This window comes from Cupriavidus alkaliphilus (assembly GCF_900094595.1).
GTDB classification, from domain to species: Bacteria; Pseudomonadota; Gammaproteobacteria; order Burkholderiales; family Burkholderiaceae; genus Cupriavidus; species Cupriavidus alkaliphilus.
The window spans coordinates 385,855-412,354 of sequence record NZ_FMAD01000001.1 but is presented as its reverse complement, the minus strand read 5'-3'; the positions used below and the strand labels follow the sequence as shown (position 1 = coordinate 412,354).

Annotated in this window: 22 protein-coding genes; 9 read left to right on the top strand and 13 right to left on the bottom strand. The window is 68.2% G+C overall.

What is annotated here, in order from left to right:
- Positions 1–16: 16 nt before the first annotated feature.
- Genes GA0116996_RS01880 through hemC form a run of 3 tightly spaced genes read right to left on the bottom strand, consistent with a single transcriptional unit; the run spans position 17 to position 4,391 of the window.
- A complete protein-coding gene (locus tag GA0116996_RS01880; protein ID WP_092306776.1) occupies positions 17–1,207 on the bottom strand; it encodes a heme biosynthesis protein HemY in 1,191 nt (396 codons plus the stop codon).
- A gap of 4 nt (positions 1,208–1,211) precedes the next feature.
- On the bottom strand, positions 1,212–3,371 hold the full coding sequence (hemDX, locus tag GA0116996_RS01875; RefSeq protein ID WP_092306774.1) for a fused uroporphyrinogen-III synthase HemD/membrane protein HemX: 2,160 nt from the start codon (positions 3,369–3,371) through the stop codon (positions 1,212–1,214).
- A 9-nt stretch (positions 3,372–3,380) separates the two neighbouring features.
- Positions 3,381–4,391 (bottom strand): hydroxymethylbilane synthase, encoded by a 1,011-nt coding sequence (hemC, locus tag GA0116996_RS01870; protein WP_092306772.1) that lies wholly within the window; start codon positions 4,389–4,391, stop codon positions 3,381–3,383.
- Positions 4,392–4,465: 74 nt separating this feature from the next.
- On the opposite strand from hemC, the gene ppc reads away from it, so the two are divergent.
- Entirely contained in the window at positions 4,466–7,513 is a 3,048-nt protein-coding gene (gene ppc, locus GA0116996_RS01865; RefSeq protein WP_092306770.1) for a phosphoenolpyruvate carboxylase, read from the top strand.
- Positions 7,514–7,791: 278 nt separating this feature from the next.
- Here ppc and GA0116996_RS01860 read toward each other — a convergent pair whose 3' ends face one another.
- Positions 7,792–8,403, bottom strand: coding sequence for a ferritin-like domain-containing protein (locus GA0116996_RS01860; protein ID WP_092306768.1), 612 nt, complete (start codon positions 8,401–8,403; stop codon positions 7,792–7,794).
- A gap of 156 nt (positions 8,404–8,559) precedes the next feature.
- Between GA0116996_RS01860 and GA0116996_RS01855 the strand changes: the two genes are divergently transcribed.
- The 5 genes from GA0116996_RS01855 to GA0116996_RS01835 all read left to right on the top strand — a co-directional run bounded on the left by GA0116996_RS01855 (position 8,560) and on the right by GA0116996_RS01835 (position 14,084).
- Positions 8,560–9,156, top strand: coding sequence for a sigma-70 family RNA polymerase sigma factor (locus tag GA0116996_RS01855; protein ID WP_092306766.1), 597 nt, complete (start codon positions 8,560–8,562; stop codon positions 9,154–9,156).
- Positions 9,153–9,908, top strand: a complete 756-nt coding sequence (locus tag GA0116996_RS01850; RefSeq protein WP_092306764.1) for an anti-sigma factor — start codon at positions 9,153–9,155, stop codon at positions 9,906–9,908. Before GA0116996_RS01855 ends, GA0116996_RS01850 begins: the two co-directional genes overlap by 4 nt.
- A gap of 132 nt (positions 9,909–10,040) precedes the next feature.
- The gene (gene argH, locus GA0116996_RS01845) at positions 10,041–11,459 is read left to right on the top strand and encodes an argininosuccinate lyase (RefSeq protein ID WP_092306762.1); all 1,419 of its coding nucleotides are present in this window, start codon (positions 10,041–10,043) and stop codon (positions 11,457–11,459) included.
- Positions 11,460–11,753: 294 nt separating this feature from the next.
- The gene (locus GA0116996_RS01840; RefSeq protein ID WP_092306761.1) at positions 11,754–12,353 is read left to right on the top strand and encodes a TRAP transporter small permease subunit; all 600 of its coding nucleotides are present in this window, start codon (positions 11,754–11,756) and stop codon (positions 12,351–12,353) included.
- A gap of 12 nt (positions 12,354–12,365) precedes the next feature.
- On the top strand, positions 12,366–14,084 hold the full coding sequence (locus tag GA0116996_RS01835; protein WP_092306759.1) for a TRAP transporter large permease: 1,719 nt from the start codon (positions 12,366–12,368) through the stop codon (positions 14,082–14,084).
- A 58-nt stretch (positions 14,085–14,142) separates the two neighbouring features.
- Here the strand turns inward: GA0116996_RS01835 and GA0116996_RS01830 are convergent, their stop codons facing one another.
- Positions 14,143–15,057 (bottom strand): LysR substrate-binding domain-containing protein, encoded by a 915-nt coding sequence (locus GA0116996_RS01830; protein WP_092306757.1) that lies wholly within the window; start codon positions 15,055–15,057, stop codon positions 14,143–14,145.
- A gap of 126 nt (positions 15,058–15,183) precedes the next feature.
- On the opposite strand from GA0116996_RS01830, the gene GA0116996_RS01825 reads away from it, so the two are divergent.
- From GA0116996_RS01825 to GA0116996_RS01815, 3 genes are all read left to right on the top strand, one after another.
- Positions 15,184–15,879 carry a glutathione S-transferase family protein gene (locus GA0116996_RS01825; RefSeq protein ID WP_092306755.1) on the top strand — a complete coding sequence of 232 codons (696 nt, stop codon included), beginning with the start codon at positions 15,184–15,186 and terminating at the stop codon, positions 15,877–15,879.
- 243 nt (positions 15,880–16,122) lie between these two features.
- Positions 16,123–16,359, top strand: coding sequence for a FitA-like ribbon-helix-helix domain-containing protein (locus tag GA0116996_RS01820; protein ID WP_092306753.1), 237 nt, complete (start codon positions 16,123–16,125; stop codon positions 16,357–16,359).
- Positions 16,346–16,762: a type II toxin-antitoxin system VapC family toxin gene (locus GA0116996_RS01815; protein ID WP_092306751.1), complete on the top strand. Its 417-nt coding sequence runs from the start codon at positions 16,346–16,348 to the stop codon at positions 16,760–16,762. The genes GA0116996_RS01820 and GA0116996_RS01815 overlap by 14 nt, the downstream gene beginning before the upstream one ends.
- 65 nt (positions 16,763–16,827) lie before the next feature.
- On the opposite strand, the gene GA0116996_RS01810 is transcribed toward GA0116996_RS01815, so the two are convergent.
- The 8 genes from GA0116996_RS01810 to GA0116996_RS01775 all read right to left on the bottom strand — a co-directional run bounded on the left by GA0116996_RS01810 (position 16,828) and on the right by GA0116996_RS01775 (position 26,442).
- Positions 16,828–19,098: an arginine/lysine/ornithine decarboxylase gene (locus tag GA0116996_RS01810; protein WP_092306749.1), complete on the bottom strand. Its 2,271-nt coding sequence runs from the start codon at positions 19,096–19,098 to the stop codon at positions 16,828–16,830.
- 148 nt (positions 19,099–19,246) lie between these two features.
- Positions 19,247–19,813, bottom strand: a complete 567-nt coding sequence (gene dcd / locus GA0116996_RS01805) for a dCTP deaminase (RefSeq protein WP_018008077.1) — start codon at positions 19,811–19,813, stop codon at positions 19,247–19,249.
- A 93-nt stretch (positions 19,814–19,906) separates the two neighbouring features.
- A complete protein-coding gene (locus GA0116996_RS01800) occupies positions 19,907–20,737 on the bottom strand; it encodes a formate dehydrogenase accessory sulfurtransferase FdhD (protein ID WP_092306747.1) in 831 nt (276 codons plus the stop codon).
- A gap of 55 nt (positions 20,738–20,792) precedes the next feature.
- Entirely contained in the window at positions 20,793–21,152 is a 360-nt protein-coding gene (locus tag GA0116996_RS01795) for a hypothetical protein (protein WP_092306745.1), read from the bottom strand.
- Positions 21,153–21,186: 34 nt separating this feature from the next.
- The gene (locus GA0116996_RS01790; RefSeq protein WP_092306743.1) at positions 21,187–22,407 is read right to left on the bottom strand and encodes a formate dehydrogenase subunit gamma; all 1,221 of its coding nucleotides are present in this window, start codon (positions 22,405–22,407) and stop codon (positions 21,187–21,189) included.
- A 49-nt stretch (positions 22,408–22,456) separates the two neighbouring features.
- Positions 22,457–22,693 carry a hypothetical protein gene (locus GA0116996_RS01785; RefSeq protein WP_018008073.1) on the bottom strand — a complete coding sequence of 79 codons (237 nt, stop codon included), beginning with the start codon at positions 22,691–22,693 and terminating at the stop codon, positions 22,457–22,459.
- Positions 22,690–23,391 carry a formate dehydrogenase FDH3 subunit beta gene (gene fdh3B / locus GA0116996_RS01780; RefSeq protein ID WP_092306741.1) on the bottom strand — a complete coding sequence of 234 codons (702 nt, stop codon included), beginning with the start codon at positions 23,389–23,391 and terminating at the stop codon, positions 22,690–22,692. Before fdh3B ends, GA0116996_RS01785 begins: the two co-directional genes overlap by 4 nt.
- Positions 23,392–23,406: 15 nt before the next feature.
- Complete coding sequence (locus tag GA0116996_RS01775) at positions 23,407–26,442, bottom strand: molybdopterin-dependent oxidoreductase (RefSeq protein ID WP_092306739.1); 3,036 nt, start codon at positions 26,440–26,442, stop codon at positions 23,407–23,409.
- Between the last annotated feature and the right edge of the window lie 58 nt (positions 26,443–26,500).

Below are 26,500 nucleotides of genomic sequence, written 5' to 3'. Positions count from 1 at the left end.
CCGGCCGGGGCGCCGCTCAGGCGGCCAGCATCGCGCTTTCGCGATAGTGGCGCTGCGCGTCCTCGAAGCGCTCGGTTTCCTCGAACAGCCGCGCCAGCGCCAGGTGCGTGCGCACGCGCAGGCGGCGCTGCTGGTCGGGGTCGGCATACTTGAGCGCGCGCTCGAAGCTGGACTGGGCCTTGCCCCACAGCTTTTCGCCCAGGCACAGCACGCCCAGGGTGTAGTAGAGGTCGGCGTCGGCGGGATGCGCGGCCAGCCATTTCTCGGCCTGCTGGATCTGCGGCAGCGCATGGCCGGGCACGGCGCAATCGGCATAGCGCAGCACCAGGCGGCTGTCCCAGTTGACCTTGAGCGCGTCTTCGATAATGCGGCGGGCCTCGTTCTGCCGGCCCAGCGCGGCGAAATAACGCGCCGCCGGCTCGGCGATGCGGGTGGCGCGGCGCTCGTCGGCGGACAAGGAGCGCCAGAACTCCGACAGCGCCTCGGCATCGTGGCGGCGCTCGTCCAGCATGGCTTCGACCGCCATCTGCTTGAGCCGCAGCGCCAGCACCGGATGCAGCGCGTTGCGCTTTTCCAGCGAGCGCGCCAGGCGCAGCACCTCGGACCAGTTCTTCAGGTGCTGGTGCGCGCGCAGCGCGATGCGCTGCACGTGGATCTGGCGCGCGCCCTGCGACTGCAGCTGGGCGATGGTTTCGAGCGCGCCGTCGGCGTCGCGGGCATCGACCAGCAGCTCGGCCATCGACACCAGCCGCGCCTGCTCGCGCTCGGGGTCGGTCACCTGCGCCATCCAGGCGTCGCGCCGCTCGGTTTCCTGCATCCGGTGGGCGGCGCGCGCGCCGATCAGCGCGGCGGTCTGGGCCTGGTCATCCCACGACTGGGCTTCGCGCGCGGCGCGCTCGGCGCGGGCGAAACGGCCGGCGAACAGGTTTTCGATCGACTCGCGCAGCGCCGCCTGGGCCTTGCTCATGCGGCTGCGCTCGCGGTAGGCGGCGGCGCGGCGCGGCATTTCGGCCAGATGGCGGATGGTGGACATCACCGTCCACACCACGAAGAAGATCAGCAGCAGCAGCGCCAGCGCCAGGTTCAGCGACAGCTCGACACGGTACGGCGGATAGAACAGCACCACATTGCTGTGGTTGAACTGCGTGAACAGGGCCAGCCCGACGGCGCCGCCAAACAGGACCGCAACCCAGAACAGAAGGCGCATGGGCTTACTCCTTCTTGAGGGCTTGCAGCGCGCCCAGGCTTTCGGCCATGGTCGGCAGCTGCACCGAGACCGCGCCGGCCTGCGCCTGGCGCAGCAGCGTCAGCACGCCCTGCACCCGTCGCGACTTGGTATCGAAATAGCGGCCGATCATCGCCTGCGCCGCGGCGAGGTCGTTGCGGAACACGGGCTCGTTGCGCGACAGCAGCGCCAGGCGCGCATTGAGCAGGCGCAGCTTGACGTTCTCGCGCAGGAACCAGCCCTGGTCGCCCGACAGCAGCAGTGCCTCGGCATCGTCGACCTTGCGGATGCGGATCACCTGCGCCAGCTCTTCGCGCAGGTAGTCCCAGAAGCGGGTGATCCAGCCCGGACCGTTGCCGCTGGCGGCGGCCGGCGCGCTGGCGCCCTGGGCACCATTGCCACCGTTGGCGGCGGCGCCCTTGCGGGCATTGGCCTCGCTGCGTTCGAGCATGCGCTCGCTGGACAGCAGTGGCAGCGCGTCGACCTGGTTGATGGCTTCGTCCAGCTTGATCGCGGCGCCGGTCAGGTCGGTGTCGGGCACCGCCTTCATGCGCGCCACGTCGCGGGCGATGGCCCGGCGCAGCAGGTTGTATTGCGGCTTGTCGGCGCGCGCCAGGCGGGCGTCGGCGCTTTGCAACGCAGCCAGCGCGACCTGCACGTTGCCGGTCAGTTGCAGCTGCTGGCCGGCGCTGGTCAGCAGCTGCTGGATCTCGGCGATTTCCCAGTCGTCGCGGTTGCGCATCAGGTCCTGGTAGACCTGCTCCAGCGCCACCTGCTTGTCGCGGGTCTCGCCGACCTGGTTCTCCAGCGCGCCGACCTTGGCCTGCAGTTCCTTGACGGTGTCCTGCGCGTTGCGCGTCAGCACGCGCGACTCCTGCACCAGGGCGTCGTTGCTTTGCTGGCGGCGCGCCAGCTCGCCGGTCAGGTGGTCGACACGCTGCTGCAGCCACCAGAAGCCGCCGGCGGTCGCCACCACCAGCACGGCGACCAGCGCCCATAGCGCGGCGGAGCGGCGCGCGGCGGGACGGGCAGCGCCGGCGTGGCCGGCGCCTTGCGGCGGCACCGCCTGCGCGGACTGCGCCGTGTGGACAGAGGCGGCGCCGGGCGGCGGCGTAGCGGAGGAGGACGTGGTTTCTTGCGTCACGCGTTCGACCTTCGTTGACATTGCAGGGACTGCGGCAGGCGCGCCGGCGGCCGGCGGCGTTGCTTCGACCGGCCTGGCGGCCGCCGGCGCGACCGGCGCCGGCAGGCTCGATGGCGCAGGACCGGCGGGCGCGGGGCCAGCATAGGCATCGGCCCACTGCAGGCACGCCGCCAGCAGGCCGGCATCGCCGGGCGCGGCGCGCTGGATATGGGCGAAGCCCAGCGCCAGCGCCTGTTCGGCGATTCTCGCATGGGGCGCGATGCACTGCACCTGCCGCAGGGAAGCGTCTTCCTGGGGCGACAGATGCTGCCGTGCCATCACGTCGAGGTTGCGCACCGCCTCGGAACTGGTTAGCAGCCAGGCGTGCGGGGCGGCGCCGGGGCGCAGGTTGTCGCGCACGGCCTGCCATTGCATCGCAGTCGGTTCGGGCAGCGTGCGCTGGTAGGCCTCGACGGCTTCGACCTGGGCGCCGGCCTCGCGCAGGCGCTCGCCAAGCCAGTCGCGCCCGCCGTTGCCGCGGATGATCAGCACCGGCTTGCCGGCCAGCGCGGCGGCATCGAGCTGCGCCCACAGCGCCTCGGAATCGAAGCGCAGCGCCTCGGCATCGGGAACGGTATCGTCATGGCCCGCCGCGTTGGCATTGGCGCCCGCGGGCGCGATCACGCGATATGCCGGTGCGGCGATGCCGCGCTCGGCCAGCGCGGCGACGCTGGCCGGGCCGACCACCGCCACCGCGACCTGAGCCGGCCAGCGGGCCACGGCCGAGCCCTGCACGCCGGCGAGCGCGTCCAGCGCAAAGGCAATGGCATTGGGACTGACGAACACCACCAGCGCAAACGTCTCCAGCCGCGCCAGCGCCGCGCGCAGCGGCGCGTCGTCAGCGGCCGGGCCGATCGCCAGCAGCGGGAAGCTGAGTACATCCAGACCGGCGCCCTGCAGGGCCTCGGTCAGTTGCCGGGACTGCCCGGCGGGTCGTGTGACAACGACGGTCGGGCGGGGCATCGGGCAGCCTCAGGCGGGAGATGGAGAAGCGGCGTCGCCTGAATCGGCCAGCGCGGCGAGGATCGACTCGGCGCCCTGCGCCAGCAGGTCGGTGGCGCAAGCCTGGCCTAGCGCTTCGGCGGCAGCCAGGTCGGCAGCCGGCCCGGCCGCCGCGGCGCGGATGGCGCGGTTGCCGTCGGGCAAGGCGACGAAGGCCTCCAGTCGCAGCTGCTCGCCGTCCCAGCGCGCGTGCGCCGCCAGCGGGACCTGGCAGGAGCCGCCCAGCCGGCGTGACACGGCGCGCTCGGCGGTAACCGCCAGCGCGGTCGGCTGGTGATTCAGCGGCGCCAGCCATTCGGCCAGTTCGGGGCGGGTGGAAAGGGTCTCGATGCCCAGCGCGCCCTGGCCCGCGGCTGGCAGCGACGCCTCGACCGGGATCAGTGCGCGGATGCGGTCGCCCAGCCCGAGCCGCTTCAGGCCCGCGGCAGCCAGGATGATGGCGCCATATTCGCCGCGATCGAGCTTGCCCAGCCGCGTGTCCAGGTTGCCGCGCAGCGGCTTGACCACCAGGTGCGGGTAGCGGCTGCGCAGCGCGGCCTCCCGGCGCAGGCTGGAGGTGCCGACCACGGTGCCGGCCGGCATCTCGTCCAGCGACGCATAAGCGGACGACACCAGCGCGTCGCGCGGGTCCTCGCGCTCCATCACCGCGGCCAGGGTGAAGCCCGGGGGCAGCTCCATCGGCACATCCTTGAGCGAATGCACCGCGAGGTCGGCCCGGCCTTCGTCCATCGCGAACTCCAGTTCTTTGACAAACAGACCCTTACCGCCGACTTTGGACAGCGTACGGTCTAGAATCTGGTCTCCGCGCGTGGTCATGCCAAGAATGGACACGTCGCACGCGGGATAGTATTGTTGCAATGCAGCACGCACATGTTCTGCCTGCCACAGCGCCAGACGGCTCTCTCGGGAGGCAATGACGAGCTTTTGCGGAAGGTTGCGAGACACGACAGCGGTAGCGGAAGACGGGGTGGCGGACGACATGCGTCAATGGTAGCACGCGCCCCAATCGCCCCTCCGCACCATTAGATAAGCTTAGAGAAGCAAGAGGAGATTGCATGACGCAGCATGCTGCGCGGCCCAATGGTCGGAAGACCGCTGCGGCCGCCAAGGATTCGGCCGCCGCAAAAGGTGACGCAACCGGCGCAACCGGCGCAAGCGGCGCAACCAGCGCCAAACCGCCCCGCCCCGCCCGCGCAGCCAAGCGCTCCGCCAAGCCCAGGCTTTCGATCGTGTCGAGCAACGGAACCACCATCGCCGCCCCCGCCCGCCGCACCGCCGACAAGGACGTGCCGCTGCGCGAGGACATCCGTTTCCTGGGCCGCCTGCTGGGCGACTGCCTGCGCGAGCAGGAAGGCGACGCCGCCTTCGAGGTGGTCGAAACCATCCGCCAGACCGCGGTGCGCTTCCGCCGCGAGAATGACCGCGCCGCCGGCGCCGAGCTGGACCGGCTGCTCAAGCGCCTGTCGCGCGACCAGACCAACCAGGTGGTGCGCGCCTTCAGCTATTTCTCGCACCTGGCCAATATCGCCGAGGACCAGCACCACAACCGCCGCCGCCGCGTGCACGCGCTGGCCGGCTCGCCGCCGCAGGACGGCAGCCTGCAGCATGCGCTGGAAAAGATCGACGCCGCCGGCGTCACCGGCAAGCAGCTGCGCAAGTTCCTGGACGAGGCGCTGATCGTGCCGGTGCTGACCGCGCACCCGACCGAAGTCCAGCGCAAGAGCATCCTCGACGCCGAACGCGAGATCGCCCGCCTGCTGGCCGAGCGCGACCTGCCGATGACCGCGCGCGAGCGCGAGCACAACACCGCCCAGCTGCGCGCCAAGGTCACCACGCTGTGGCAGACCCGCATGCTGCGCGACGCGCGCCTGACGGTGGCCGACGAGATCGAGAACGCGCTGTCGTACTACCGCACCACCTTCCTGCGCGGCATCCCGCAGCTGATGAGCGAGCTGGAAGAAGACATCGCCGCGGTGTTCCCGGCCACGCGCAAGCGCAAGGGCACCCCCGGTGCCCCGGGTGCGCAGGCAACGCCGCTGGCGCCGTTCCTGCAGATGGGTTCCTGGATCGGCGGCGACCGCGACGGCAATCCGAACGTGACCGCCGAGACCCTGGAGCACGCCGCCGGCCAGCAGGCGCAGCTGATCCTGGACTGGTACCTGGACGAAGTCCACGCGCTGGGCGCCGAGCTGTCGATGTCGATGCTGATGGTCGACGCCAGCCCGGAACTGCTGGCGCTGGCCGAGCGTTCGCCCGACCATTCCGAGCACCGCGCCGACGAGCCCTACCGGCGCGCGCTGATCGGCATCTACGCGCGCCTGGCCGCCACCTGCAAGGCGCTGAGCGGCCATGCCGCGACCCGCCGCCCGGTGGCGCCGGCCGAGCCCTACGACAGCGCCGAGGCCTTCGGCGTCGACATCCAGGTGGTGATCGACTCGCTGCGCGCGCACCACGGCCAGGCGCTGGCCAGCCACCGCATCGACGCGCTGGCGCGCGCCATCGCCGTGTTCGGCTTCCACCTGGCCTCGGTCGACATGCGCCAGGTCTCGGACGTGCACGAGGCGGTCATCGCCGAACTGTTCGCCGCCGCCGGCATCGCCCCCGACTACGCCGCGCTGCCCGAGCAACGCAAGCTCGAACTGCTGCTGGCCGAACTGCGCCAGCCGCGCCTGCTGACGCTGCCGTGGCACCAGTACTCGGAGCAGACCCGCAAGGAACTGGCGATCTTCGCCGCCGCGCGCGGGCTGCGTGCGCGCTACGGCAAGCGCGTGGCGCGCAACTACATCATCTCGCACACCGAGACGCTGTCGGACCTGGTCGAGGTGATGCTGCTGCAGAAGGAATCGGGCATGCTGCAGGGCACGCTGGGCAGCAAGACCGACCCGGCGCGCATGGAACTGATGGTGATCCCGCTGTTCGAGACTATCGAAGACTTGCGCAACGCCGCCGGCATCATGCAGTCGCTGCTCGACCTGCCGGGCTTCGACGCGGTGGTCGCGCACCATGGGGTCGAGCAGGAAGTGATGCTGGGCTACTCGGATTCGAACAAGGATGGCGGTTTCCTGACCTCGACCTGGGAGCTGTACAAGGCCGAGCTGGAGCTGGTGCAGCTGTTCGAGCAGCGCAACGTCAAGCTGCGTTTGTTCCACGGCCGCGGCGGCACCGTCGGCCGCGGCGGCGGCCCGACCTACCAGGCCATCCTGTCGCAGCCGCCGGGCACGGTCAACGGCCAGATCCGCCTGACCGAGCAGGGCGAGATCATCAACAGCAAGTTCGCCAACGCCGAGATCGGCCGGCGCAACCTGGAGACGGTGGTCGCCGCCACGCTGGAGGCATCGCTGCTGCCGCAGCAGAACGCACCGAAGGACCTGGATACCTTCGAGGCCGTGATGCAGCAGCTGTCGGACCGCGCCTTCACCGCCTATCGCGACCTGGTCTACGAGACCCCCGGCTTCAAGGACTACTTCTTCGCCACCACGCCGATCACCGAGATCGCCGACCTGAACCTGGGTTCCCGCCCGGCCTCGCGCAAGCTGATGGACAAGAAGAACCGCCGTATCGAAGACCTGCGCGCGATCCCGTGGGGCTTCTCGTGGGGCCAGTGCCGCCTGCTGCTGCCGGGCTGGTACGGCTTCGGCAGCGCGGTGCGCTCGCTGCTCGACAGCGCGCCGGACGACAAGGCGCGCAAGCAGGCCGTCACCACGCTGCGGCGCATGGTCAAGACCTGGCCGTTCTTCTCGACGCTGCTGTCCAACATGGACATGGTGCTGGCCAAGACCGACCTGGCCGTGGCCTCGCGCTACGCGCAGCTGTGCGACGACGCGGCGCTGCGCCGCAACGTGTTCAACCGCATCAGCAAGGAATGGCACCTGACCTGCGACATGCTGGCGCTGATCACCGGCCACCAGGAACGGCTGGCGGACAACCCGCTGCTGGCGCGTTCGATCAAGAACCGCTTTGCCTACCTCGACCCGCTGAACCACTTGCAGGTGGAGCTGCTCAAGCGCTACCGCGCCGGCAAGGATGGGGATGATATCCGGGTACGGCGCGGCATCCACCTGACGATCAACGGGGTGGCGGCGGGGTTGCGCAATACGGGCTGACAGGCCAACCCAAACCTCGGCAAAGGAGGGCGGTTTTGGCTACGCCCAAGCCGCCCGACCTCGCCCAGGCAAGGTGTTCCCCCTCTCCCCTCACGGGGAGAGGGCCGGGGTGAGGGGCGGTTTGACTAGGAACCACATCAAGCAAGCCCAACGGTGTTAACCCACCGACTTCAGCTGTTGAAGCGCCTGCCCTCACCCCTGCCCCTCTCCCCCTGCCCCTCTCCCGCACGCGGGAGAGGGGAGCAACCCGTCGGCAAGTTTCACCCCATCTCAACGCCTCACCCGACAAACGCCCCCGGCACCGGATCCTCGCCCAGCGCGTGCAGCAGCACCGCCCAGTGCATCGCCTCGTCCCCGAGGATGCTGCCGGCGGCGCGCGTCAGCTCGCGGTTGTAGAAATTCGGCAGCACGCCCAGGTAAGCCGAAGTGGCGCCCTTCTCCAACCCGGCGGCAAAACGCAGCACATCAGCCTGCGTCTTCAGCTTGTCAGTCGGGAACTCATACGCCGACGCCTTCTTTGCCGCCACCGGCGTCCCGCCCAGCTTCGATACCGTGCCGGCCAGCACCTGCGCATGGGCCTTGTGGTGGTCCTGGAATTTGACGGCGGTGGCCAGCACCGGCTTTTGCAGCAGCCCGCTTTCGGCGCCGATCTGGTAGGCCGCGATCGCCTGGTATTCCAGCCCCAGCGCGGTGTTGAGGATATTGATGTCGTCCTTGGTGCTGCCCGACTGCGTCTGCGCCCACGCCGGCATCGACTCGCCGAGGGTGATGACGGCCAGCGAGCCCAGCGCGAACAGGCCGGGCGCCTTGAGCAGCCCGCGCCGGCGCGCGTCCGGCAGCGTGACGATGGTGTCGGGCTCGCGCGCGGGCCTCTGTGAGATGCGGTCCATGGTGTGCTCCTGTGAGGGATGACAACGTGGCGCCCCGGGGCCGGGGTACCTGGCTTGCGCCTGTCGATATCTACGCAGCGGCCGGGCGTTTGGATGCGCGTTTGGAGGCGGCGCTACCTATAATCCGGCAAAGCTTCCCTGCAAGGAGCCGTCCCGGTGCCCTCCCCGCAGCCGTCCTATGCCGCGCCCGCCAGCCCCGACCGGCTGGAGGGGCTGTTGCAGGCCGTGGCCGTGGGCGACCGCCAGGCGCTGCGCGCGCTCTATGACCTGACCGCGACGAAACTGTTTGGCCTTGCGCTGCGTATTACCGGCAGGCGCGATTGGGCGGAGGATGTCGTGCAGGAGAGCTTTGTCAGCATCTGGCACCACGCCGGCGACTACCGGCCGCAACTGGCCGCGCCGATGACGTGGATGACCGCGATCGTGCGCAACCGCGCGCTGGACTGCCTGCGCCGCGCGGCAGCGGCGCGCGTCGCGCAGACCGCCGAGCTGGACGAAGACCTTGGCGAATGGCTGGCCGACGACGCGGCCGGCCCCGCCGAGCTGGCCGAGGCCAGCCAGCAGGCGCGCGCCCTCAACCGCTGCCTGCAGCGGCTGGAGCAGCCCCAGCGCCAGGCCATCATGCTGGCCTATCTGCAGGACCTGAGCCATGCCGAACTGGCCGCGCGCCTGCGTGCGCCGCTGGGAACGGTCAAGTCCTGGATCCGGCGCGGGCTGGAGCGGCTGCGCAGCTGCATGGAGGGCGCGGCATGAAGCTGGCCAGCCATCCCGACCTGCTCGACCGGATCGCCGCCCAGTACGCGCTGGGCGTGCTGCGCGGCGGCGCGCGCCGGCGCCTGGAGCGGCTGGCGCAGGAAGAGCCGGCGGTGCGCGCGGCGATCCGCCGCTGGCAGGCGCGCCTTGCCGGCGTGGCCGAATTGCAGGCGGCGGCCGTGCCGGTCGACAAGGTCTGGTGCGGGATCGAGGAAAGGCTGGGCTGGAAAGCGGCCGAGGATCGCAGCCCGGCCGCCGCGGCCGGCGCCCCTGGCCCCGGTGCTGCCGCCAGCTGGTGGCAGCGCCGGTGGTCAGCCCCGGTATTCTGGCGCGGCGCCGCGGCGGCCATGGCGCTGGTGGCCGTGCTGGCGATCGGTATTGGCATGCACCTGGCGCCGCAGCGCGAGGCGGCGCCCGCTGAAGTCATCGCCGTGCTCAACGACGACCGGGGGCAACCGGCCATGCTGGTGTCATGGGACGCAGGCCAACGCGACCTCCTGGTGCGCCGCCTGGACCACTTAAAGCTGAGCGATCAGCAGGTATTCCAGCTGTGGGCGCTGCCGCAAGGCGGCACGCCGCAGTCCCTGGGCCTGATCGGCCGGGTGCCGCAAGCGAGGCTGGCGCTGGCGCAGCGGCCAACGGCGGTGCCCGCGCTGGCCGTCAGTATCGAGCCTGCCGGCGGTTCGCCCAATGCCGACGGGCCGAGCGGCCCGGTGGTGTTCAAGGGGCCCGTGATCCACAGCCGGCCCTGAGCACCGCCCCGCCGTGGCGGCGCGCACCGCCAGCGCGCCGCCGGGCGATATAATCGCCGTTTCCCAATTTTTCGCGCCCGCCGCCGTCCGCACGCCGGCCGCCTGCCGCGCGAGCCACTGCAGCCGACGTCCATGTCCACCTCCCAACTTGCCAAGAAAGGCGAAGCCTGGTCCGCCCGCTTCTCCGAACCGATGTCCGACCTGGTGAAGCGCTACACCGCCTCGGTGTTCTTCGACAAGCGCCTGGCCCTGTTCGACATCCAGGGCTCGCTGGCCCACGCGGCCATGCTGGCAAAGCAGGGCATCATCGCCGAGGCCGACCGCGCCGAGATCGAGCGCGGCATGGCGCAGGTCCGGGGCGAGATCGAGGCCGGCAGCTTCGAATGGAAGCTGGACCTGGAAGACGTCCACCTGAACATCGAGGCGCGCCTGACCGCGCTGGTGGGCGATGCCGGCAAGCGCCTGCACACCGGCCGCTCGCGCAACGACCAGGTCGCGACTGACATCCGCCTGTGGCTGCGCAGCGAGATCGACAACATCATCGTGCTGCTGGGCGCGCTGCGCACCTCGCTGCTGGACCTGGCCGAGCAGCACGCCGACACCATCCTGCCGGGCTTCACCCACCTGCAGGTGGCGCAGCCGGTCACCTTCGGCCACCACCTGCTGGCGTACAACGAGATGTTCACGCGCGATGCCGAGCGCATGGCTGACTGCCGCAAGCGCGTCAACCGCCTGCCGCTGGGCGCCGCCGCGCTGGCCGGCACCAGCTATCCGATCGACCGCGAGTTCGTGGCCCAGCAACTGGGCTTCGACGGCGTCTGCCGCAACTCGCTGGATGCCGTCTCGGACCGCGACTTCGCCATCGAATTCTGCGCCGCCGCGGCGCTGGTGATGACCCACGTGTCGCGCTTCTCGGAAGAGCTGGTGCTGTGGATGAGCCCGCGCGTGGGCTTTATCGACATCGCCGACCGCTTCTGCACCGGCAGCTCGATCATGCCGCAGAAGAAGAACCCGGACGTGCCCGAACTGGCGCGCGGCAAGACCGGCCGTGTCAACGGCCACCTGATCGGCCTGCTGACGCTGATGAAGGGCCAGCCGCTGGCGTACAACAAGGACAACCAGGAAGACAAGGAGCCGCTGTTCGACACGGTCGATACCGTGGTCGATACCCTGCGCATCTTTGCCGACATGGTGCCGGGCATCAGCGTCAAGCCCGAAGCGATGCGCGCCGCCGCGCTGCAGGGCTATGCCACCGCCACCGACCTGGCCGACTACCTGGTCAAGAAGGGCTTGCCCTTCCGCGACGCGCATGAGGCCGTGGCCCACGCCGTGCGCGCCTGCGACGGCCGCCAGTGCGACCTGGCCGACCTGACCGTGGCCGAGCTGCGCGAGGTCTCCGGCCTGGGCGACCAGGCCGCGCTGATCGGCGACGATGTGCACGCGGTGCTGACGCTGGAAGGCTCGGTCGCGGCGCGCAACCATATCGGCGGCACCGCGCCGGACCAGGTGCGCGCGGCCATCGCCGCGGCCCGCGAGGCGCTGAACGGCTGACCGTCCTTCCCGGGTAATCCGGCAAGCCGCAACGGGAGCGCAAGCTCCCGTTTTTCTTTTCCGTGCGCCGGCGCACCGACGACTGTTGCATATTGCATGAAGCGGACACGGCCGCGCGTCCATTTCCCATCCGGGAATATGGAATCGGCCTAGAAGGGCCCGCGAATCTGCACATAACTGGTGCAAATTCGCGGGAAAATGTGATGCACTGGGGATTCACCCTAAAGATGCGGGGCCGCCGACGCCGTAGACTAACGCGCCACCCCTGTATCCCCCAATCCCTAGGACGATCACATGTCTTCCCTCATGAGGATCTCGCGGCTTATCGACGCCGTGAATGCTTTCATCGGGCAGTGGGCGAAATGGCTGGTCCTGCTGGCCGTGCTGGTCTGCGCGGGCAACGCCATCATTCGCTACACCTTCAGCATCAGTTCCAACGCCTGGCTGGAACTGCAGTGGTATATGTTCGCCGGCGTGTTCCTGCTCGGCGCCCCGTACACCCTGCGCCGCGACGAGCATGTGCGCATCGACGTCGTCGCCGGCCGCTTCTCCGAGCGCACCCAGGTCTGGATCGATGTGTTCGGCATCCTGTTCTTCCTGCTGCCGATCTGCGCCATCATCCTCTGGTTGTCGATCCCCTACTTCTGGCTGTCCTACGCCGGCCATGAAATGTCCGGCAATGCCGGCGGCCTGATCCGCTGGCCGGCCAAGTTCCTGATCGTGGCGGGCTTTGCCCTGATGATCCTGCAGGGCCTGTCCGAGCTGATCAAGCGCTTTGCCTACCTGAAGGGGGAACTGCCGTTCTCGGCCTTCCGCAAGCACGCGGTCGATCCGGCGCTGGAAATCGCCGCGATCGCGCAGGCCAACCAGACCGCCCCGTCTGAAAAACGATAAGAGGCGCGCACGATGACGCAATTCCTGATCGCGAACATGGCACCGATCATGTTCGCCTCGCTGGTCGTATTCCTGCTATCGGGCTTCCCGATCGCCTTTGCGCTGGCCGCCAACGGGCTGCTGTTCGCCTTTATCGGCATCGAGCTGGGGATGCTGCCGCCCGAGCTGCTGCAGGCGCTGCCCAGCCGGCTGTTCGGCATCATCGAGAACGATACGCTGCTGGCGATCCCGTTCTTCACCTTCATGGGCCTGATCCTGGAACGCTCGGGCATGGCCGAGGACCTGCTCGACACCATCGGGCAGCTGTTCGGCCCGATCCGCGGCGGCCTGGCCTATGCGGTGATCTTCGTCGGCGCGCTGCTGGCGGCGACCACCGGCGTGGTGGCGGCATCGGTGATCTCGATGGGGCTGATCTCGCTGCCGCTGATGCTCAAGTACAAGTACGACAAGCGGCTGGCGTCGGGCGTGATCGCTGCGTCGGGCACGCTGGCGCAGATCATCCCGCCGTCGCTGGTGCTGATCGTGCTGGCCGACCAGCTCGGCCGCTCGGTGGGCGACATGTACAAGGGCGCGTTCGTGCCGGGCCTGGTGCTGACCGGCCTGTACATGCTGTACGTGCTGCTGGTCACGCTGATCAAGCCATCCGCCGCGCCGGCGCTGCCGATCGAGGCGCGCACCTTCCGCGAGCCCACCGGCAAGAGCGGCGCCGCCTCGGTGCTGGTGCTGACCGCGCTGGCGGTGGCGGTGGGCGTGGCGGTGGACAAGCTCTACAAGCCCGAAGCCCCGCTGGATGAGCGCCTGGTGGTCTCGGTGGGCGCGGCGATCCTGTTCGCCTTCGTGCTGGCGGTGATCAACAAGACGCTGAAGCTGGGCCTGCTGTCGCAGATGGCGGAGAAGGTCACCTTCGTGCTGATCCCGCCGCTGGCGCTGATCTTCCTGGTGCTGGGCACCATCTTCATCGGCGTGGCCACGCCGACCGAAGGCGGCGGCATGGGCGCGCTCGGCGCCCTGATCCTGGCCCTGGTGAAGCGCCGCCTCGACCTGGGCCTGACCAGGCAGGCCATGGAAGCCACGCTCAAGCTGTCGGCCTTCGTGATCTTCATCCTGATCGGCGCGCGCGTGTTCTCGCTGACGTTCTATGGCGTGGACGGGCATATCTGGGTCGAGCACCTGCTGACCGCGCTGCCTGGCGGCCAGACCGGCTTCCTGGTGGCGGTGAACGTGCTGTTCTTCCTGCTGGCGTTCTTCCTGGACTTCTTCGAGCTGGCCTTTATCCTGGTGCCGCTGGTGGGCCCGGTGGCCGACAAGCTCGGCATCGACCTGATCTGGTTCGGCGTGCTGCTGGCAGTGAACATGCAGACCTCGTTCATGCACCCGCCGTTCGGCTTCTCGCTGTTCTACCTGCGCTCGGTGGCCCCGCGCGAGGTCAAGACCTCCGAAATCTACTGGGGCGCGGTGCCGTTCGTGGTGATCCAGCTGGTGATGGTGGCGCTGATCATCGTCTTCCCCGGCCTGGTCAGCACCGGCACGCAGAAGGCCCAGGACCGCAGCATCACGCGCGACCTCAACATCGACCTGGAAGGCAGCAGCCCCAAACCCACGGCGCCGGGCTTGTCGATTCCGGGCCCGGGTTCCGCGCCGGCCGAGTCCGGCTCGCTCGAGTTGCCGACGCAGCCGCCGGCGGAAAGCGAATCGGCCGCGCCGCAGTTCGAGTTCGAAAAGAAGAAATAGGACTGCGCCGGCGGCAGTCTCCGGCAACCCCCAGGCCCCGCAGCAATGCGGGGCTTTTTCATTGCGGCATGGCGTTGCCCGCGCCGCCCGGCGCCAGGCATTGCACCAGGAAGTCGACGGTGGCCCGCACCCCGGGCAACTGCCCGCGCCGCGCCGGCAACAGCAGCGTGGTGGTCACGCTGCCGGCGGTCCAGTGCGGCAGCACGCGCGCGAGTTGCCCGGCCGCCAGCGCCGCGCGGCACAGCTCGTGCGGCAGCGGCACGATGCCCAGTCCCGCGATGGCCGCGCCGAGCAGCACCGTGGATTCGTTCACGGTCATGCGCGGCACCGGGCTGGCTTCCACGCGCGCGCCCTGCGGACCCCACAGGCGCCACGTGCCCGCGGCGGCCCCGGTCAGCAGCCCGTCGTGGCCGGACAGCTGCGCGGGCGCTTCGGGCGTGCCGCGCCCGGCCAGGTAGGCGGGCGACGCCACCAGCACGATGTCCTCGACGGCAAGCTGGCGTTGCACCAGGCCGGAGTCCGGCAGCGGCGCGAAATGGCTGCGTACGGCGATATCGAAGCCTTCCTGCACCAGGTCAACCATGCGGTCGGACACCTCCAGCTGCACGTGCAGGCGCGGATAGGCGCGCGCCAGCGCCGGCAGGTGCGGTGCCAGGTAGCGCTGCGCAGTGGGCACCGCGGCGGTGATCCGCACCGTGCCGCTGGGCTCGGCCACGCGCCGCTGCACCGCCTCCTGCGCGGCCTCGGCTTCGATCAGCGCGGCCTGCGCGTGATCGTAGAAGTCCCGGCCGGCATCGGTCAGCGTGAAGCTGCGCGAACTGCGGTAGAGCAGCCGCGCCTGCAGGGCCTGCTCCAGCTCGGCCACGCGCTTGCTGACCGTGGACTTGGGCACCCCCAGCGCCCGCCCCGCGGCGGCAAAACCGCCATGGGTCACGGCGACGACGAAGAAGCGCAGGTCGTTGAGGTTGATCATCGCTTGCAAAGTCTATGTATGTGGACGATAGGTCGAATTTTTGCCTACTACTCACGCAAAGTCCATGCATCTACAGTTCACCCGTGCCCGATCGGCGGGCCGTAACCGAATCCAGGAGAACTACCCATGACTACCCCCACCCTCTTCTACGGCGTTCCCTCCGGCTGCTCCTTCGGCTCGATCGTCGCGCTGGAATGGCTTGGCCAGCCCTATCGCCTGAGCCGCATCGAAATGCCCGAAGTCGTGACCAGCGATGCCTACCGCCAGATCAACCCGGTCGGCGAAACGCCGACGCTGATGGACGCGCAAGGCAACTTCCTCAGCGAAAGCATGGCGATCCTGAACCACATCGGCGCGCTCGGCATCGAGCGCAAGCTTGGCTTTGCCCAGGGCACGCGCGATTTCGACCGGCTCAACCAGCAGCTGGCCTACCTCAACACCAGCTACTTCGGCGCCTTTGCCCCGCTCTGGCACGCACTGGAGGGCGTGGACGAGAGCGACCGGCCGGCGCTGGTCCGCTACGGCACGGAGCAGGTCCGCCATGTGCATCAGGAACTCGAAGCCATGCTGGGCGAGCGGCCCTGGCTGCTGGGTGAGCACCGCACCGTGGCCGACGCCTACTTCAGCGGCATCGCGCGCTGGTCGAAATACCACAAGGTGCTGAACGTCGAGGACTTCCCGAACCTGCAACGCCTCTACAACCAGCTGGAAGCCGATCCGGCGGTGCGCTTTGCCCATGCCATCGAGCGCCAGGCGCCGGCGCAGAGCGCGGGCGGCTTCCAGGGGCACGTGACGCTGGAAGAAGTGCTGGCGCAGCGCTGACGCGCCAGGCATCGGCGTCGCGGCGAGGCAACCCGCGCAATTGCGAATCGGCTCATCGACCAGCGGGGCGGCACGGCCCAGACTGGTTCCTGCGTTCAGCCCATGACCCAGGAGAACACCATGCCGAGCACCAAATGCGCGGGGCACTTCGCCGCGACCCCGATCTTCTGCCTGCCATCGATACGTGACCGCCGTAGTGATAACAATGCTATCATCACGCCATCCAACGGTGAGGAGTTCACGATGGCAACCCTACTGGTTCGTGGCGTCGATGAAGCACTGGTCCAGCGCCTGCGCGAGCAGGCCGTCGCCAATGGCCGCAGCGCCGAGGCAGAACACCGCGCCATCCTCGCGCAGGCGCTGGGCGGCACGGCCCGGCGCAGCTTTGCCGAGGTGCTGTCCGCCATGCCGGACGTCGGGCAGGACGCCGACTTCGAGCGCATCCAGGATACGGGCGAGGCGCCGCGTGTATTTGATTGATACCAACGTCATCAGCGAGACCCGCAAGCGGGAGCGCGCCAACCCCGGTGTCCGCGCCTTCTTCCGGCAGGCGGCGCGCGATGGGGCCGCGCTCTACCTGTCGGCGCTGACCGTGGGGGAACTGCAGCGCGGCGTGGCACTGATCCGCCATCGCGGCGACGCGGTGCAGGCGGCGCTGCTGGAGCGCTGGCTGGCCCATGTGCTGGAGGACTTCGGCCGACAGGTGCTGCCGGTCGATGCCGAGGTCGCGCAGGTGTGGGGCCAGTTGCGCGCGGCGGGGCCCGAGCACGCGCTGGACAAGTTCATCGCCGCCACCGCGCTGATCCACCGCCTCACCATCGTCACGCGCAATGTCGCGGACTTCCGCGGCACCGGCACGATGGTGCTGAATCCGTTCAGCTAGGACAAAAAGAAAGGGCCCCGCCTTGGCGGGGCCCTTCTCTGCATCGGCGGGAGGCCGGCTGGCGCTCAGGCGCCCTGCTTCACGCAGTCGACGAAGTACGCCTTCTTGCCATCGACCTCGTCCTCCACCAGGCCGTGGATGTCGGTCTCGAAGCCGGGGAACAGCTTGTTGAACTCGCGCGCGAACTTCAGGTATTGCACGATGGTGCGGTTGAAGCGCTCGCCCGGGATCAGCAGCGGAATGCCCGGCGGGTATGGCGTCAGCAGGATGGCGGTGACACGCCCTTCCAGGTCGTCGACCGGCACGCGCTCGATCTCGCGGTGGGCCATCATGGCCCACGCGTCCGACGGCTTCATCGCCGGCTCCATGTCCGACAGGTACATCTCCGTGGTCACGCGCGCGACGTCGTTGGCCTTGTACACGCTGTGGATCGCATCGCACAGGTCACGCAGGCCCATGCGCTCGTATTGCGGATACTTGGCGACGAATTCCGGCAGCACGCGCCACAGCGGCTGGTTCTGGTCGTAGTCGTCCTTGAACTGCTGCAGCTCGGTCACGAGCGAATTCCAGCGACCCTTGGTGATGCCGATGGTAAACATGATGAAGAACGAGTACAGCCCGGTCTTCTCGATGATGATGCCGTGCTCGGCCAGGTACTTGGTGACGATCGCCGCCGGGATGCCCCGCTCGCTGAACTCGCCGTCGACGTCCAGGCCCGGGGTGATGATGGTGGCCTTGATCGGGTCGAGCAGGTTGAAGCCGTCGGCGAGGTCGCCGAAGCCGTGCCAGCGCTCGTTGGCCTTCAGCATCCATTCCTCGCGGTCGCCGATGCCGTCTTCGATGAGCGCGTCCGGGCCCCACACCTTGAACCACCAGTCGCCGTTGTTGCCGGCATCGTAGTCGCCCTCGACCTTGCGCATGGCGCGGCGGAAGTCCATCGCTTCCTGGATGCTTTCTTCGACCAGCGCGGTGCCGCCCGGCGCTTCCATCATCGCCGCGGCCACGTCGCACGAGGCGATGATCGAGTACTGCGGGCTGGTCGAGGTGTGCATCAGGTACGCTTCATTGAAGCGGTAGCGGTCCAGCTTGCGCGTCTCCGAGTCCTGCACCAGGATCTGCGAGGCCTGTGACAGGCCGGCCAGCAGCTTGTGCGTGGACTGCGTGGCGAACACCAGCGCGTCCTTGCTGCGCGGGCGATCCTTGCCGATCGCGTGCATGTTGCGATAGAACTCGTGGAACGCCGCGTGCGGCAGCCAGGCTTCGTCGAAGTGCAGCGTGTCGATCTCGGCCGCCAGCATTTCCTTGATCTGCTCGGCGTTGTACAGCACGCCGTCGTAGGTGCCCTGGGTGATGGTCAGGATGCGCGGCTTCTGGTTCTTCGCCTTGCTGGCGAACGGGTGATTGGCGATCTTCTTCCTGATCGTCTGCGGATCGAACTCGCTCTTCGGGATCGGGCCGATGATGCCGTAGTGGTTGCGCGTCGGCATCAGGAACACCGGGATCGCGCCGGTCATCATGATCGCGTGCAGGATCGACTTGTGGCAGTTGCGGTCCACCACCACGATGTCGCCCGGCGCCACGTTGGCATGCCACACCATCTTGTTCGAGGTGGAGGTGCCGTTGGTGACGAAATACATGTGGTCGGAGTTGAAGATGCGCGCGGCGTTGCGCTCCGACGCGGCCACCGGGCCGGTGTGGTCCAGCAGCTGGCCCAGTTCGTCGACGGCGTTGCAGACGTCGGCGCGCAGCATGTTCTCGCCGAAGAACTGGTGGAACACCTGGCCGACCGGGCTCTTCAGGAATGCCACGCCGCCCGAGTGCCCCGGGCAGTGCCACGAATACGAGCTGTCCTGCGCGTAGTCGATCAGCGCCTTGAAGAACGGCGGCGCCAGCGTGTCCAGGTAGACCTTGGCTTCGCGGATGATGTGGCGCGCCACGAATTCGGGCGTGTCCTCGAACATGTGGATGAAGCCGTGCAGCTCGCGCAGGATATCGTTGGGGATATGGCGCGAGGTGCGGGTCTCGCCGTACAGGAAGATCGGCAGGTCCGAGTTGCGGCGGCGCACCTCGGTGACGAAGGCGCGCAGCTTCTCGATTGCGGCGGCCTCGAGCTCCTCGCTGTCGCTGGCGAACTCGTCGTCGTCGATCGACACGATGAAGGTCGATGCCCGGCTGGCCTGCTGGGCGAACGAGGTCAGGTCGCCGTAGCTGGTCAGCCCCATGACTTCCATGCCCTCTTTCTCGATCGCCTCGGCCAGCGCGCGGATGCCCGAGCCGGAGATGTTCTCTGAGCGGAAGTCTTCGTCAATGATGATGACGGGGAAGCGGAATTTCATGGGGCATCCTTGATGGAAAGCAGGACATAAAGGACTTGAGCCACATGGCCCGCAGGGGTTCCCTGCGACGGCGGCATGTGGCTCTCACGTCAGGTTTGGCGGCCCCTGGCAGGCCCGCCGTGCCGGCAAACGCCGGATTGTAATGCGCTCAGGTCTTCGGCAGTGTGACACCGTGCTGACCCTGGTACTTGCCGCCCCGGTCGGCGTACGAGGTCTCGCAGATCTCGTCGCTCTCGAAGAACAATACCTGGGCGCAACCCTCGCCGGCGTAGATCTTGGCCGGCAGCGGCGTGGTGTTGGAGAACTCCAGCGTCACGTAGCCTTCCCATTCCGGCTCGAACGGCGTCACGTTGACGATGATGCCGCAGCGGGCGTAGGTGCTCTTGCCCAGGCAGATGGTCAGCACGCTGCGCGGGATGCGGAAGTATTCCATCGTGCGCGCCAGCGCGAACGAATTGGGCGGGATGATGCAGACCTCGCCCTTGAAGTCGACGAACGACTTCTCGTCGAAGTTCTTCGGGTCGACGATGGTGCTGTTGATATTGGTGAAGATCTTGAATTCGTCGGCGCAGCGGATGTCGTAGCCGTAGCTCGAGGTGCCGTACGACACGATCTTGCGCCCGTCGGCCTCCCGGACCTGGCCTGGCTCGAACGGCTCGATCATGCCGTGCTGCTCCGCCATGCGGCGGATCCATTTGTCGGATTTGATGCTCATAAGGTTGGGAGGATAGACGGCTCGGAGTGCGCCGCATTGTACAACCATTCGGCGCACGTCCTTCAAGCCTGGAGGCTGGCGGGCAAGTGACCGCTACGCCACGATGTCTTCGGGCTGGCGGTGGCGGAAGCGCTCGCGCCCGGTATAGAGCAGGAAGTGCTTGCCGGTGCAGCGCGCGAACAGCGTCAGGTTGACGCGCCGCGCCATCTGGTAGCCCATCTGCGTCACGCCCGAGCGCGACAGCAGGAACGGGATGCCCATCTGCGCGCCCTTGATCACCATTTCGGAAGTGAGGCGCCCGGTGGTGTAGAAGATCTTGTCGCCGCCGCTCATGCCTTCCAGCCACATGCGCCCGGCAATGGCATCGACCGCATTGTGGCGGCCGACGTCCTCGACGAACATCAGCAGCTCGGTGCCCTGGAACAGCGCGCAGCCATGCACCGAGCCGGCCTGCTTGTACACCGACTGCTGCAGCCGGATGGTGTCGATGATGCCGTACAGGGTGTCCTGGTCCAGCATGGCGCCAACCGGCAGCCGGATGCTGTCGACCTCGTCCAGCAGCGAGCCGAACACAGTGCCCTGGCCGCAGCCCGTGGTCACCACGCGGCGCGCGGTGCGCTCCTCGATGCGGTCGACGCCGGTGCGGGTGGTCACCGCGGCCGATTCGGTCTCCCAGTCGACCTGCACCGCGGCAATGTCCTCGATCGATTCCACCAGGCGCTGGTTGCGCAGGTAGCCCAGCACCAGGTGCTCGGGCGCGCCGCCCAGCGTCATCAGCGTGACCAGCTCGCGCTTGTCGAGATAGACCGTCAGCGGCCGCTCGCCCGGCAGGTAGGCCGCGCGCACGCGCCCTTGCTCGTCGACGACCTCAACCTCTTCGATTAGGGGAACGGCTGCCTGGGTAAGCTCGGGACGCAAGGTCATGACGAGGGACTCGGGGCTGCGGGTGAGGCCCCGAGCGGCATGCAGGGGGCGGAAGTTACGGCGCCTTTGCGGGGGATTGTACCGCGCCTGCCGCGGGGGCACCGGCGGTGCTGGCGATGGCCGCGGCCGGCGCCACGAACGGTCCCGGATCGGCGCAGGCGGCGGTCTGCACCGGCTCGCGCGCCTGCTGCCCGTGCGCCTTGCGGTCGGCCAGGTAGCGCCCGGCGATCTTGTCCTGGGCGCGGCACAGCTGGTAGGCCGCGACCTTGTCGGACCAGGCGGCGCGCGCCCTGGTCTCGGCGGACTTGGCCTGCTGGGCCTCGGTCGGCGCGGGCAGCTTGGCCAGCGCGCCCGGAGCGAAGGCCGCACAGGCGGCACCGGCGGCTACGGCGATCAGCGTCAGGATGCGTGTCATCGTCGTGGATTCCTGCTGTGTCGTGGGGCCCGCTTCAGGCTTCGCCGGGACTCTGCCGCGCCGGCCGGGCCGCTGCGGCATCGGAGTCGGCCGAACGCTGCGCCGGGATCTTGCCGGACTTGATGTCGTCGTACCAGAGCTCGTGGTGCTCCTTGGCCCAGGCCTCGTCGACCCAGCCATCGCGCATGGCGCGGTACGCGCCCTCCATGCCGATGGTGCCCATATAGATATGGCCGCACGCCATGGCAATCATCAGCACCGCCGAGATGCCGTGGATCACGTTGGCGATCTGCATGGTGGCGCGGTAGTAGTCCATGCCCGGCACGATCATGTCGAGCACCCAGCCCGAGGCCGACAGCACCACGCCGAACACAAACACGCCCACCCAGAACCACATCTTCTCGCCGGCGTTGAAGCGCCCGCTCGGCACGTGCTTGCCCGAGGCCAGTCCGCCCAGGCTGGTGACCCAGCGGACGTCGTCGCGGCTGGGCAGGTTGTCGCGCAGGAACACCACGAAGGCGACGATCACCGACAGCGTGAAGATCGGCCCCACCACGTTGTGCAGGTTCTTCAGGATGTAGCTGAGCCAGCCGAACAGCATATGGCCCATCAGCGGCAGCAGGAAATGCTTGCCCAGCAGCATCACGATGCCCGACACCGTCAGCACCACGAAGGAAATCGCCATGGTCCAGTGCACGATGCGCTCGAGCGGGGTAAAGCGCTCGATCATGCGGCCGGTCCTGGGCGTGCGCAGCGGGATGGTGCCGCGCCACAGGAAGAAGCCGAGGATCACCACCGGCACGATCAGCAGCAGCCAGCCGCCCCAGACTGTGATGACGCCATTGCGGAACAGCCGCCACGACTGGCCGGTGCGCTGGATCAGCACCCCGGCTTCCTTGTCGGGCAGGCTGCTGTAGTGGCGCTGGTCGGAATTGACCTCGCGCCACATCGGCGCGTTGTTGCCGGGCTGCGTGACGCTGCGCTGCTGCTGCGACCGGGCCTCGGCGGCGATGTCACGCGGCGGGATGTTGAAGATGTTCTCGGACGCAATGCCGGCCAGCGGCTGGGCCGGATGCGTGGCCGGGTTGTTGGCGTCGGCGCTGGCCGATTCGGTCGCCGGTCCGGTCGACGGCCCGGGCGCGGGTGCCGGGGCCTGCGCGCCGGCATTGCCGGCGACGGCCGCCAGCGCCAGCGCACCGGCGGCCAGCCAGCCACGCCAGCCTGCGGCGCGGCATCGATTGTGCGACGGCGTCATAGCCCCTCCTTCAGTTCCCGGCTGGCGGGAAATCCACACGGCGGCGCGGTCATTGCACCCGGTTGTACTCGTTCTGCAACTGGTTGCGCTGGCGGATCTGGTTGTTCCAGCTGTTGCGGTCGCCCGCGGTCCAGCCCTTGGCCACGAACGGGTCGTCCGGGGCCCCCTGGAACGCCTGGGCGTCGGCCTTGCGGTGCGACGGGCCGATGGTCTGCGGCTTTTCGCCGCACGCGGCCAGCAGCACGCCGCACAGCGACACCAGTGCAACGACGCGGATGCGATTCATGACGCTTTCCCTCCTGCGGGTGCCGTGGCTGCCGGCGCGGTCGGCGCGGCGGGCGCGGCTGGTGCCGGCGCCGGCTGCTGCGCCGGTGCCGCGGGCTTCGCGCCGGCCTGGGCATTGCCGTAGGCCGTGCCCCAGCCGAACACGTCGCCGCCGGTGCCGCGCTTGATCACGCGGTTGCGCAGGATGTCGGCAATCACGTCGCCATCACCGCCCAGCAGCGCCTTGGTCGAGCACATCTCGGCGCACAGCGGCAGCTTGCCTTCGGCGAGCCGGTTGCGGCCGTATTTCTCGAACTCGGCCTCCGAGCCGTTTTTCTCCGGACCGCCGGCGCAGAATGTGCATTTGTCCATCTTGCCGCGCACGCCGAAGGTGCCGGTCGACGGAAACTGCGGCGCGCCGAACGGACAGGCATAGGAGCAGTAGCCGCAGCCGATGCAGACGTCCTTGTCGTGCAGCACCACGCCATCCTCGGTGCGGTAGAAGCAGTCGACCGGGCAGACCGCCATGCAGGGGGCGTCCGAGCAGTGCATGCAGGCCACCGAGATCGATTTCTCGGCGCCGACCATGCCATCGTTGACCGTGACCACGCGGCGCCGGTTCACCCCCCAGGGCACCTCGTGCTCGTTCTTGCAGGCAGTGACGCAGCTGTTGCACTCGATGCAGCGCTCGGCGTCACAGATAAATTTCATGCGTGCCATGGTGTTCCTCTGCGCTTAGGCAAACCGCTCGATCTGGCAAATGGTGGTCTTGGTTTCCTGCATCATGGTCACCGAGTCATAGCCATACGTGGTGGCGGTATTGACCGCTTCGCCACGCACCACCGGCATCGCCCCTTCGGGGTAGTAGTCCTTCAGGTCCTTGCCCTGCCACCAGCCCGAGAAGTGGAACGGGATGAAGGCGGTATCGGGACCGACCCGCTCGGTCACCAGCGCGCGCACCTTCAGCGTGGCGCCGGTGGGGGTCTTGACCCAGCAGTAGTCGCCGTTGCGGATGCCGCGGTCGGACGCGGCGCGCGGGTTGATCTCGACGAAGTTCTCCTGCTGCAGTTCGGCCAGCCACGGGTTGGAACGGGTTTCCTCGCCCCCGCCCTCGTACTCGACCAGCCGCCCGGAGGTCAGGATGATCGGGAACTTCTCGGCCACCTTGTTCTCGATATTGCGCTGCTGCACGGACTTGTACAGCGTCGGCAGCCGCCAGAACGCCATCTTGTCGTCATGGGTCGGATACTTCGCGACCATGTCGGGACGCGTGGAGTACAGCGGCTCGCGGTGCTGCGGGATCGGATCCGGGAAGTTCCACACCACCGCGCGCGCCTTGGCGTTGCCGAACGGATGGCAGCCATGGTTCTTCAGCACCACGCGCTGGATGCCGCCGGAGAGGTCGGTCTTCCAGTTCTTGCCCTCGGCCTTGGCCTTCTCGGCATCGGTCAGGTCGTCCCACCAGCCCAGCTTCTTCAGCAGCACGTGGTCGAACTCGGGATAGCCGGTGGTGATCTCCGCGCCCAGCGAGTGCGAGCCATCCTCGGCCAGCAGGTTGACGCCGTCGCGCTCCACGCCGAAGTTGGCGCGGAAGTTGCCGCCGCCGTCCATCACGTGCTTGGTGGTGTCGTACAGGTTGGGCGAGCCGGGGTGCTTCAGTTCCGGCGTGCCATAGCACGGCCACGGCAGCCCGAAGTAATCGCCGGTCAGGTCGTAGCCGGTCACCGGGTCCTTGCCCGACTTGCAGCGCAGCGTCTTGACATCGAACATCTGCATATTGCGCATGTGCGACTTCAGCCGTTCGGGCGACTGGCCGGTGTAGCCGATGGTCCAGTTGCTGGCGTTGATCTCGCGCAGGATCGATTCGGGCTCCGGCTCCATCCAGGTGCGGCCAGCCCGCTTGACCTCGATCATCTTGTAGTTCTTCGACAGCTCCTTGCCGAAGCCGAGCTTGTCGGCGAACGCCTGCATGATGGTTTGGTCGGGCATCGACTCGAACAGGGGCTCGATCACCTTCTCGCGCCATTGCAGCGAGCGGTTCGACGCCGTGCACGAGCCCGAGGTCTCGAACTGCGTCGCCGCGGGCAGCAGGTACACCGCGCGGTTGGGGTTGACCTTGTCGCCCTCGGCCGGCGGCATGTTGGCCATGGCCGCGGTCGCCGACGGGTACGGGTCCACCACCACCAGCAGGTCGAGCTTGTCGAGGGCCTTCTTCATTTCCAGGCCGCGCGTCTGCGAGTTCGGGGCATGGCCCCAGAAGAACACGCCGCGCACGTTGTTGTCCTGGTCGATCAGCTCGTTCTTCTCGGTGACGATATCGATCCAGCGCGACACCGTGGTGCCGGACTTTTCCATCATCGCCTGCGACACGAACTGTTTCTTGATCCATTCGTAGTCCACGCCCCACACCGCCGCATAGTGCTTCCATGCGCCGGTGGCCAGGCCGTAGTAGCCCGGCAGCGAGTCAGGGTTGGGGCCGACGTCGGTGGCACCCTGCACATTGTCGTGGCCGCGGAAGATGTTGGCGCCGCCGCCAGCCACGCCGATATTGCCCAGCGCCAGCTGCACCAGGCACGAGGCGCGCACGATCGCGTTGCCGATGGTGTGCTGGGTCTGGCCCATGCACCACACCAGCGTGCTGGGGCGATTCTTGGCCATGGTCTCGGCCACCAGGTAGACCTGCGCCTCGGGCACGCCGGTGACCTCCTCGACCTTGTCGGGAGTCCACTTGGCCATCACCTCTTCCTTGACCTTGTCCATGCCGTAGACACGGTCGTTCAGGTACTTCTGGTCTTCCCAGCCGTTCTTGAAGACGTGGTACAGCACGCCGAACAGGAATGCGATATCGGTGCCCGAGCGGATCCGCACGTAATGGTGCGCCTTGGCCGCGGTGCGCGTGAAGCGCGGATCGACCACGATCACCTTGCAGCCATTCTCCTTGGCATGCAGCAGGTGCAGCATCGACACCGGGTGCGCCTCGGCCGCGTTGGAGCCGATATACAGGGCCGCCTTGGCGTTCTGCATATCGTTGTACGAGTTGGTCATCGCACCGTAGCCCCAGGTATTGGCCACGCCCGCCACCGTGGTGGAGTGGCAGATGCGCGCCTGGTGGTCGGTGTTGTTGGTGCCAAAGAACGACACCCACTTGCGCATCAGGTAGGCCTGCTCATTGCTGTGCTTGGAAGACCCGACGAAGAACATCGAATCCGGGCCGCTCTGCTGGCGGATCTCCTTCATCTTCGCGGTGATCTCGTCGAGCGCCTGGTCCCAGCCGATGCGCTGGTACTTGCCGTTGACCAGCTTCATCGGGTACTTGAGCCGGTATTCGCCGTGGCCGTGCTCGCGCAGCGCCGCACCCTTGGCACAGTGCGCGCCCATGTTCAGGGGCGAATCGAACACCGGCTCCTGGCGGATCCACACGCCGTTCTGCACCACCGCGTCGACTGCGCAGCCGACCGAGCAGTGGCCGCACACGGTACGCCGGACCACGATGCCGGTCTTGCCGTCGCCGGCGGCTGCCTTCTTGTCGTCGGCAGCGTCGGCCTTGCGCAGCAGCGTCAGCTGCCCGGCCGCGAGGCCGGCGCCGACGCCGATGCCGGAGCGCTTGAGGAAGCCGCGGCGGTCCATGGTCGGCATGGCGCCGGCCAGGCTGGCCGCGAGTCGTTGGGAGAGCCGGCCGGAGCTTGCGCCGGCGGATTCGGGCCGATTGGCAAGGCCATCAGCGAGGCGGGCGGATGCGCCCTGCGCCGCGCGTTTGCGGGTCAAGATCATGTCTCACCTCAGAAACGGACGATTGGGTAGCGTCCGGTTGCGGGCGGCGCGCCAGACC

What these genes read in the sequence shown, in the direction of transcription:
- argH (WP_092306762.1), top strand. Translation starts at nt 10,041, where the DNA reads ATGTCCACCTCCCAACTTGCCAAGAAAGGCGAAGCCTGGTCCGCCCGC.
- GA0116996_RS01800 (WP_092306747.1), bottom strand. Translation starts at nt 20,737, where the DNA reads ATGACCTTGCGTCCCGAGCTTACCCAGGCAGCCGTTCCCCTAATCGAA.
- GA0116996_RS01790 (WP_092306743.1), bottom strand. Translation starts at nt 22,407, where the DNA reads ATGACGCCGTCGCACAATCGATGCCGCGCCGCAGGCTGGCGTGGCTGG.
- GA0116996_RS01840 (WP_092306761.1), top strand. Translation starts at nt 11,754, where the DNA reads ATGTCTTCCCTCATGAGGATCTCGCGGCTTATCGACGCCGTGAATGCT.
- GA0116996_RS01810 (WP_092306749.1), bottom strand. Translation starts at nt 19,098, where the DNA reads ATGAAATTCCGCTTCCCCGTCATCATCATTGACGAAGACTTCCGCTCA.
- GA0116996_RS01860 (WP_092306768.1), bottom strand. Translation starts at nt 8,403, where the DNA reads ATGGACCGCATCTCACAGAGGCCCGCGCGCGAGCCCGACACCATCGTC.
- GA0116996_RS01820 (WP_092306753.1), top strand. Translation starts at nt 16,123, where the DNA reads ATGGCAACCCTACTGGTTCGTGGCGTCGATGAAGCACTGGTCCAGCGC.
- GA0116996_RS01835 (WP_092306759.1), top strand. Translation starts at nt 12,366, where the DNA reads ATGACGCAATTCCTGATCGCGAACATGGCACCGATCATGTTCGCCTCG.
- GA0116996_RS01830 (WP_092306757.1), bottom strand. Translation starts at nt 15,057, where the DNA reads ATGATCAACCTCAACGACCTGCGCTTCTTCGTCGTCGCCGTGACCCAT.
- GA0116996_RS01850 (WP_092306764.1), top strand. Translation starts at nt 9,153, where the DNA reads ATGAAGCTGGCCAGCCATCCCGACCTGCTCGACCGGATCGCCGCCCAG.
- GA0116996_RS01880 (WP_092306776.1), bottom strand. Translation starts at nt 1,207, where the DNA reads ATGCGCCTTCTGTTCTGGGTTGCGGTCCTGTTTGGCGGCGCCGTCGGG.
- GA0116996_RS01775 (WP_092306739.1), bottom strand. Translation starts at nt 26,442, where the DNA reads ATGATCTTGACCCGCAAACGCGCGGCGCAGGGCGCATCCGCCCGCCTC.
- dcd (WP_018008077.1), bottom strand. Translation starts at nt 19,813, where the DNA reads ATGAGCATCAAATCCGACAAATGGATCCGCCGCATGGCGGAGCAGCAC.
- hemC (WP_092306772.1), bottom strand. Translation starts at nt 4,391, where the DNA reads ATGTCGTCCGCCACCCCGTCTTCCGCTACCGCTGTCGTGTCTCGCAAC.
- fdh3B (WP_092306741.1), bottom strand. Translation starts at nt 23,391, where the DNA reads ATGGCACGCATGAAATTTATCTGTGACGCCGAGCGCTGCATCGAGTGC.
- hemDX (WP_092306774.1), bottom strand. Translation starts at nt 3,371, where the DNA reads ATGCCCCGCCCGACCGTCGTTGTCACACGACCCGCCGGGCAGTCCCGG.
- GA0116996_RS01795 (WP_092306745.1), bottom strand. Translation starts at nt 21,152, where the DNA reads ATGACACGCATCCTGACGCTGATCGCCGTAGCCGCCGGTGCCGCCTGT.
- ppc (WP_092306770.1), top strand. Translation starts at nt 4,466, where the DNA reads ATGACGCAGCATGCTGCGCGGCCCAATGGTCGGAAGACCGCTGCGGCC.
- GA0116996_RS01825 (WP_092306755.1), top strand. Translation starts at nt 15,184, where the DNA reads ATGACTACCCCCACCCTCTTCTACGGCGTTCCCTCCGGCTGCTCCTTC.
- GA0116996_RS01785 (WP_018008073.1), bottom strand. Translation starts at nt 22,693, where the DNA reads ATGAATCGCATCCGCGTCGTTGCACTGGTGTCGCTGTGCGGCGTGCTG.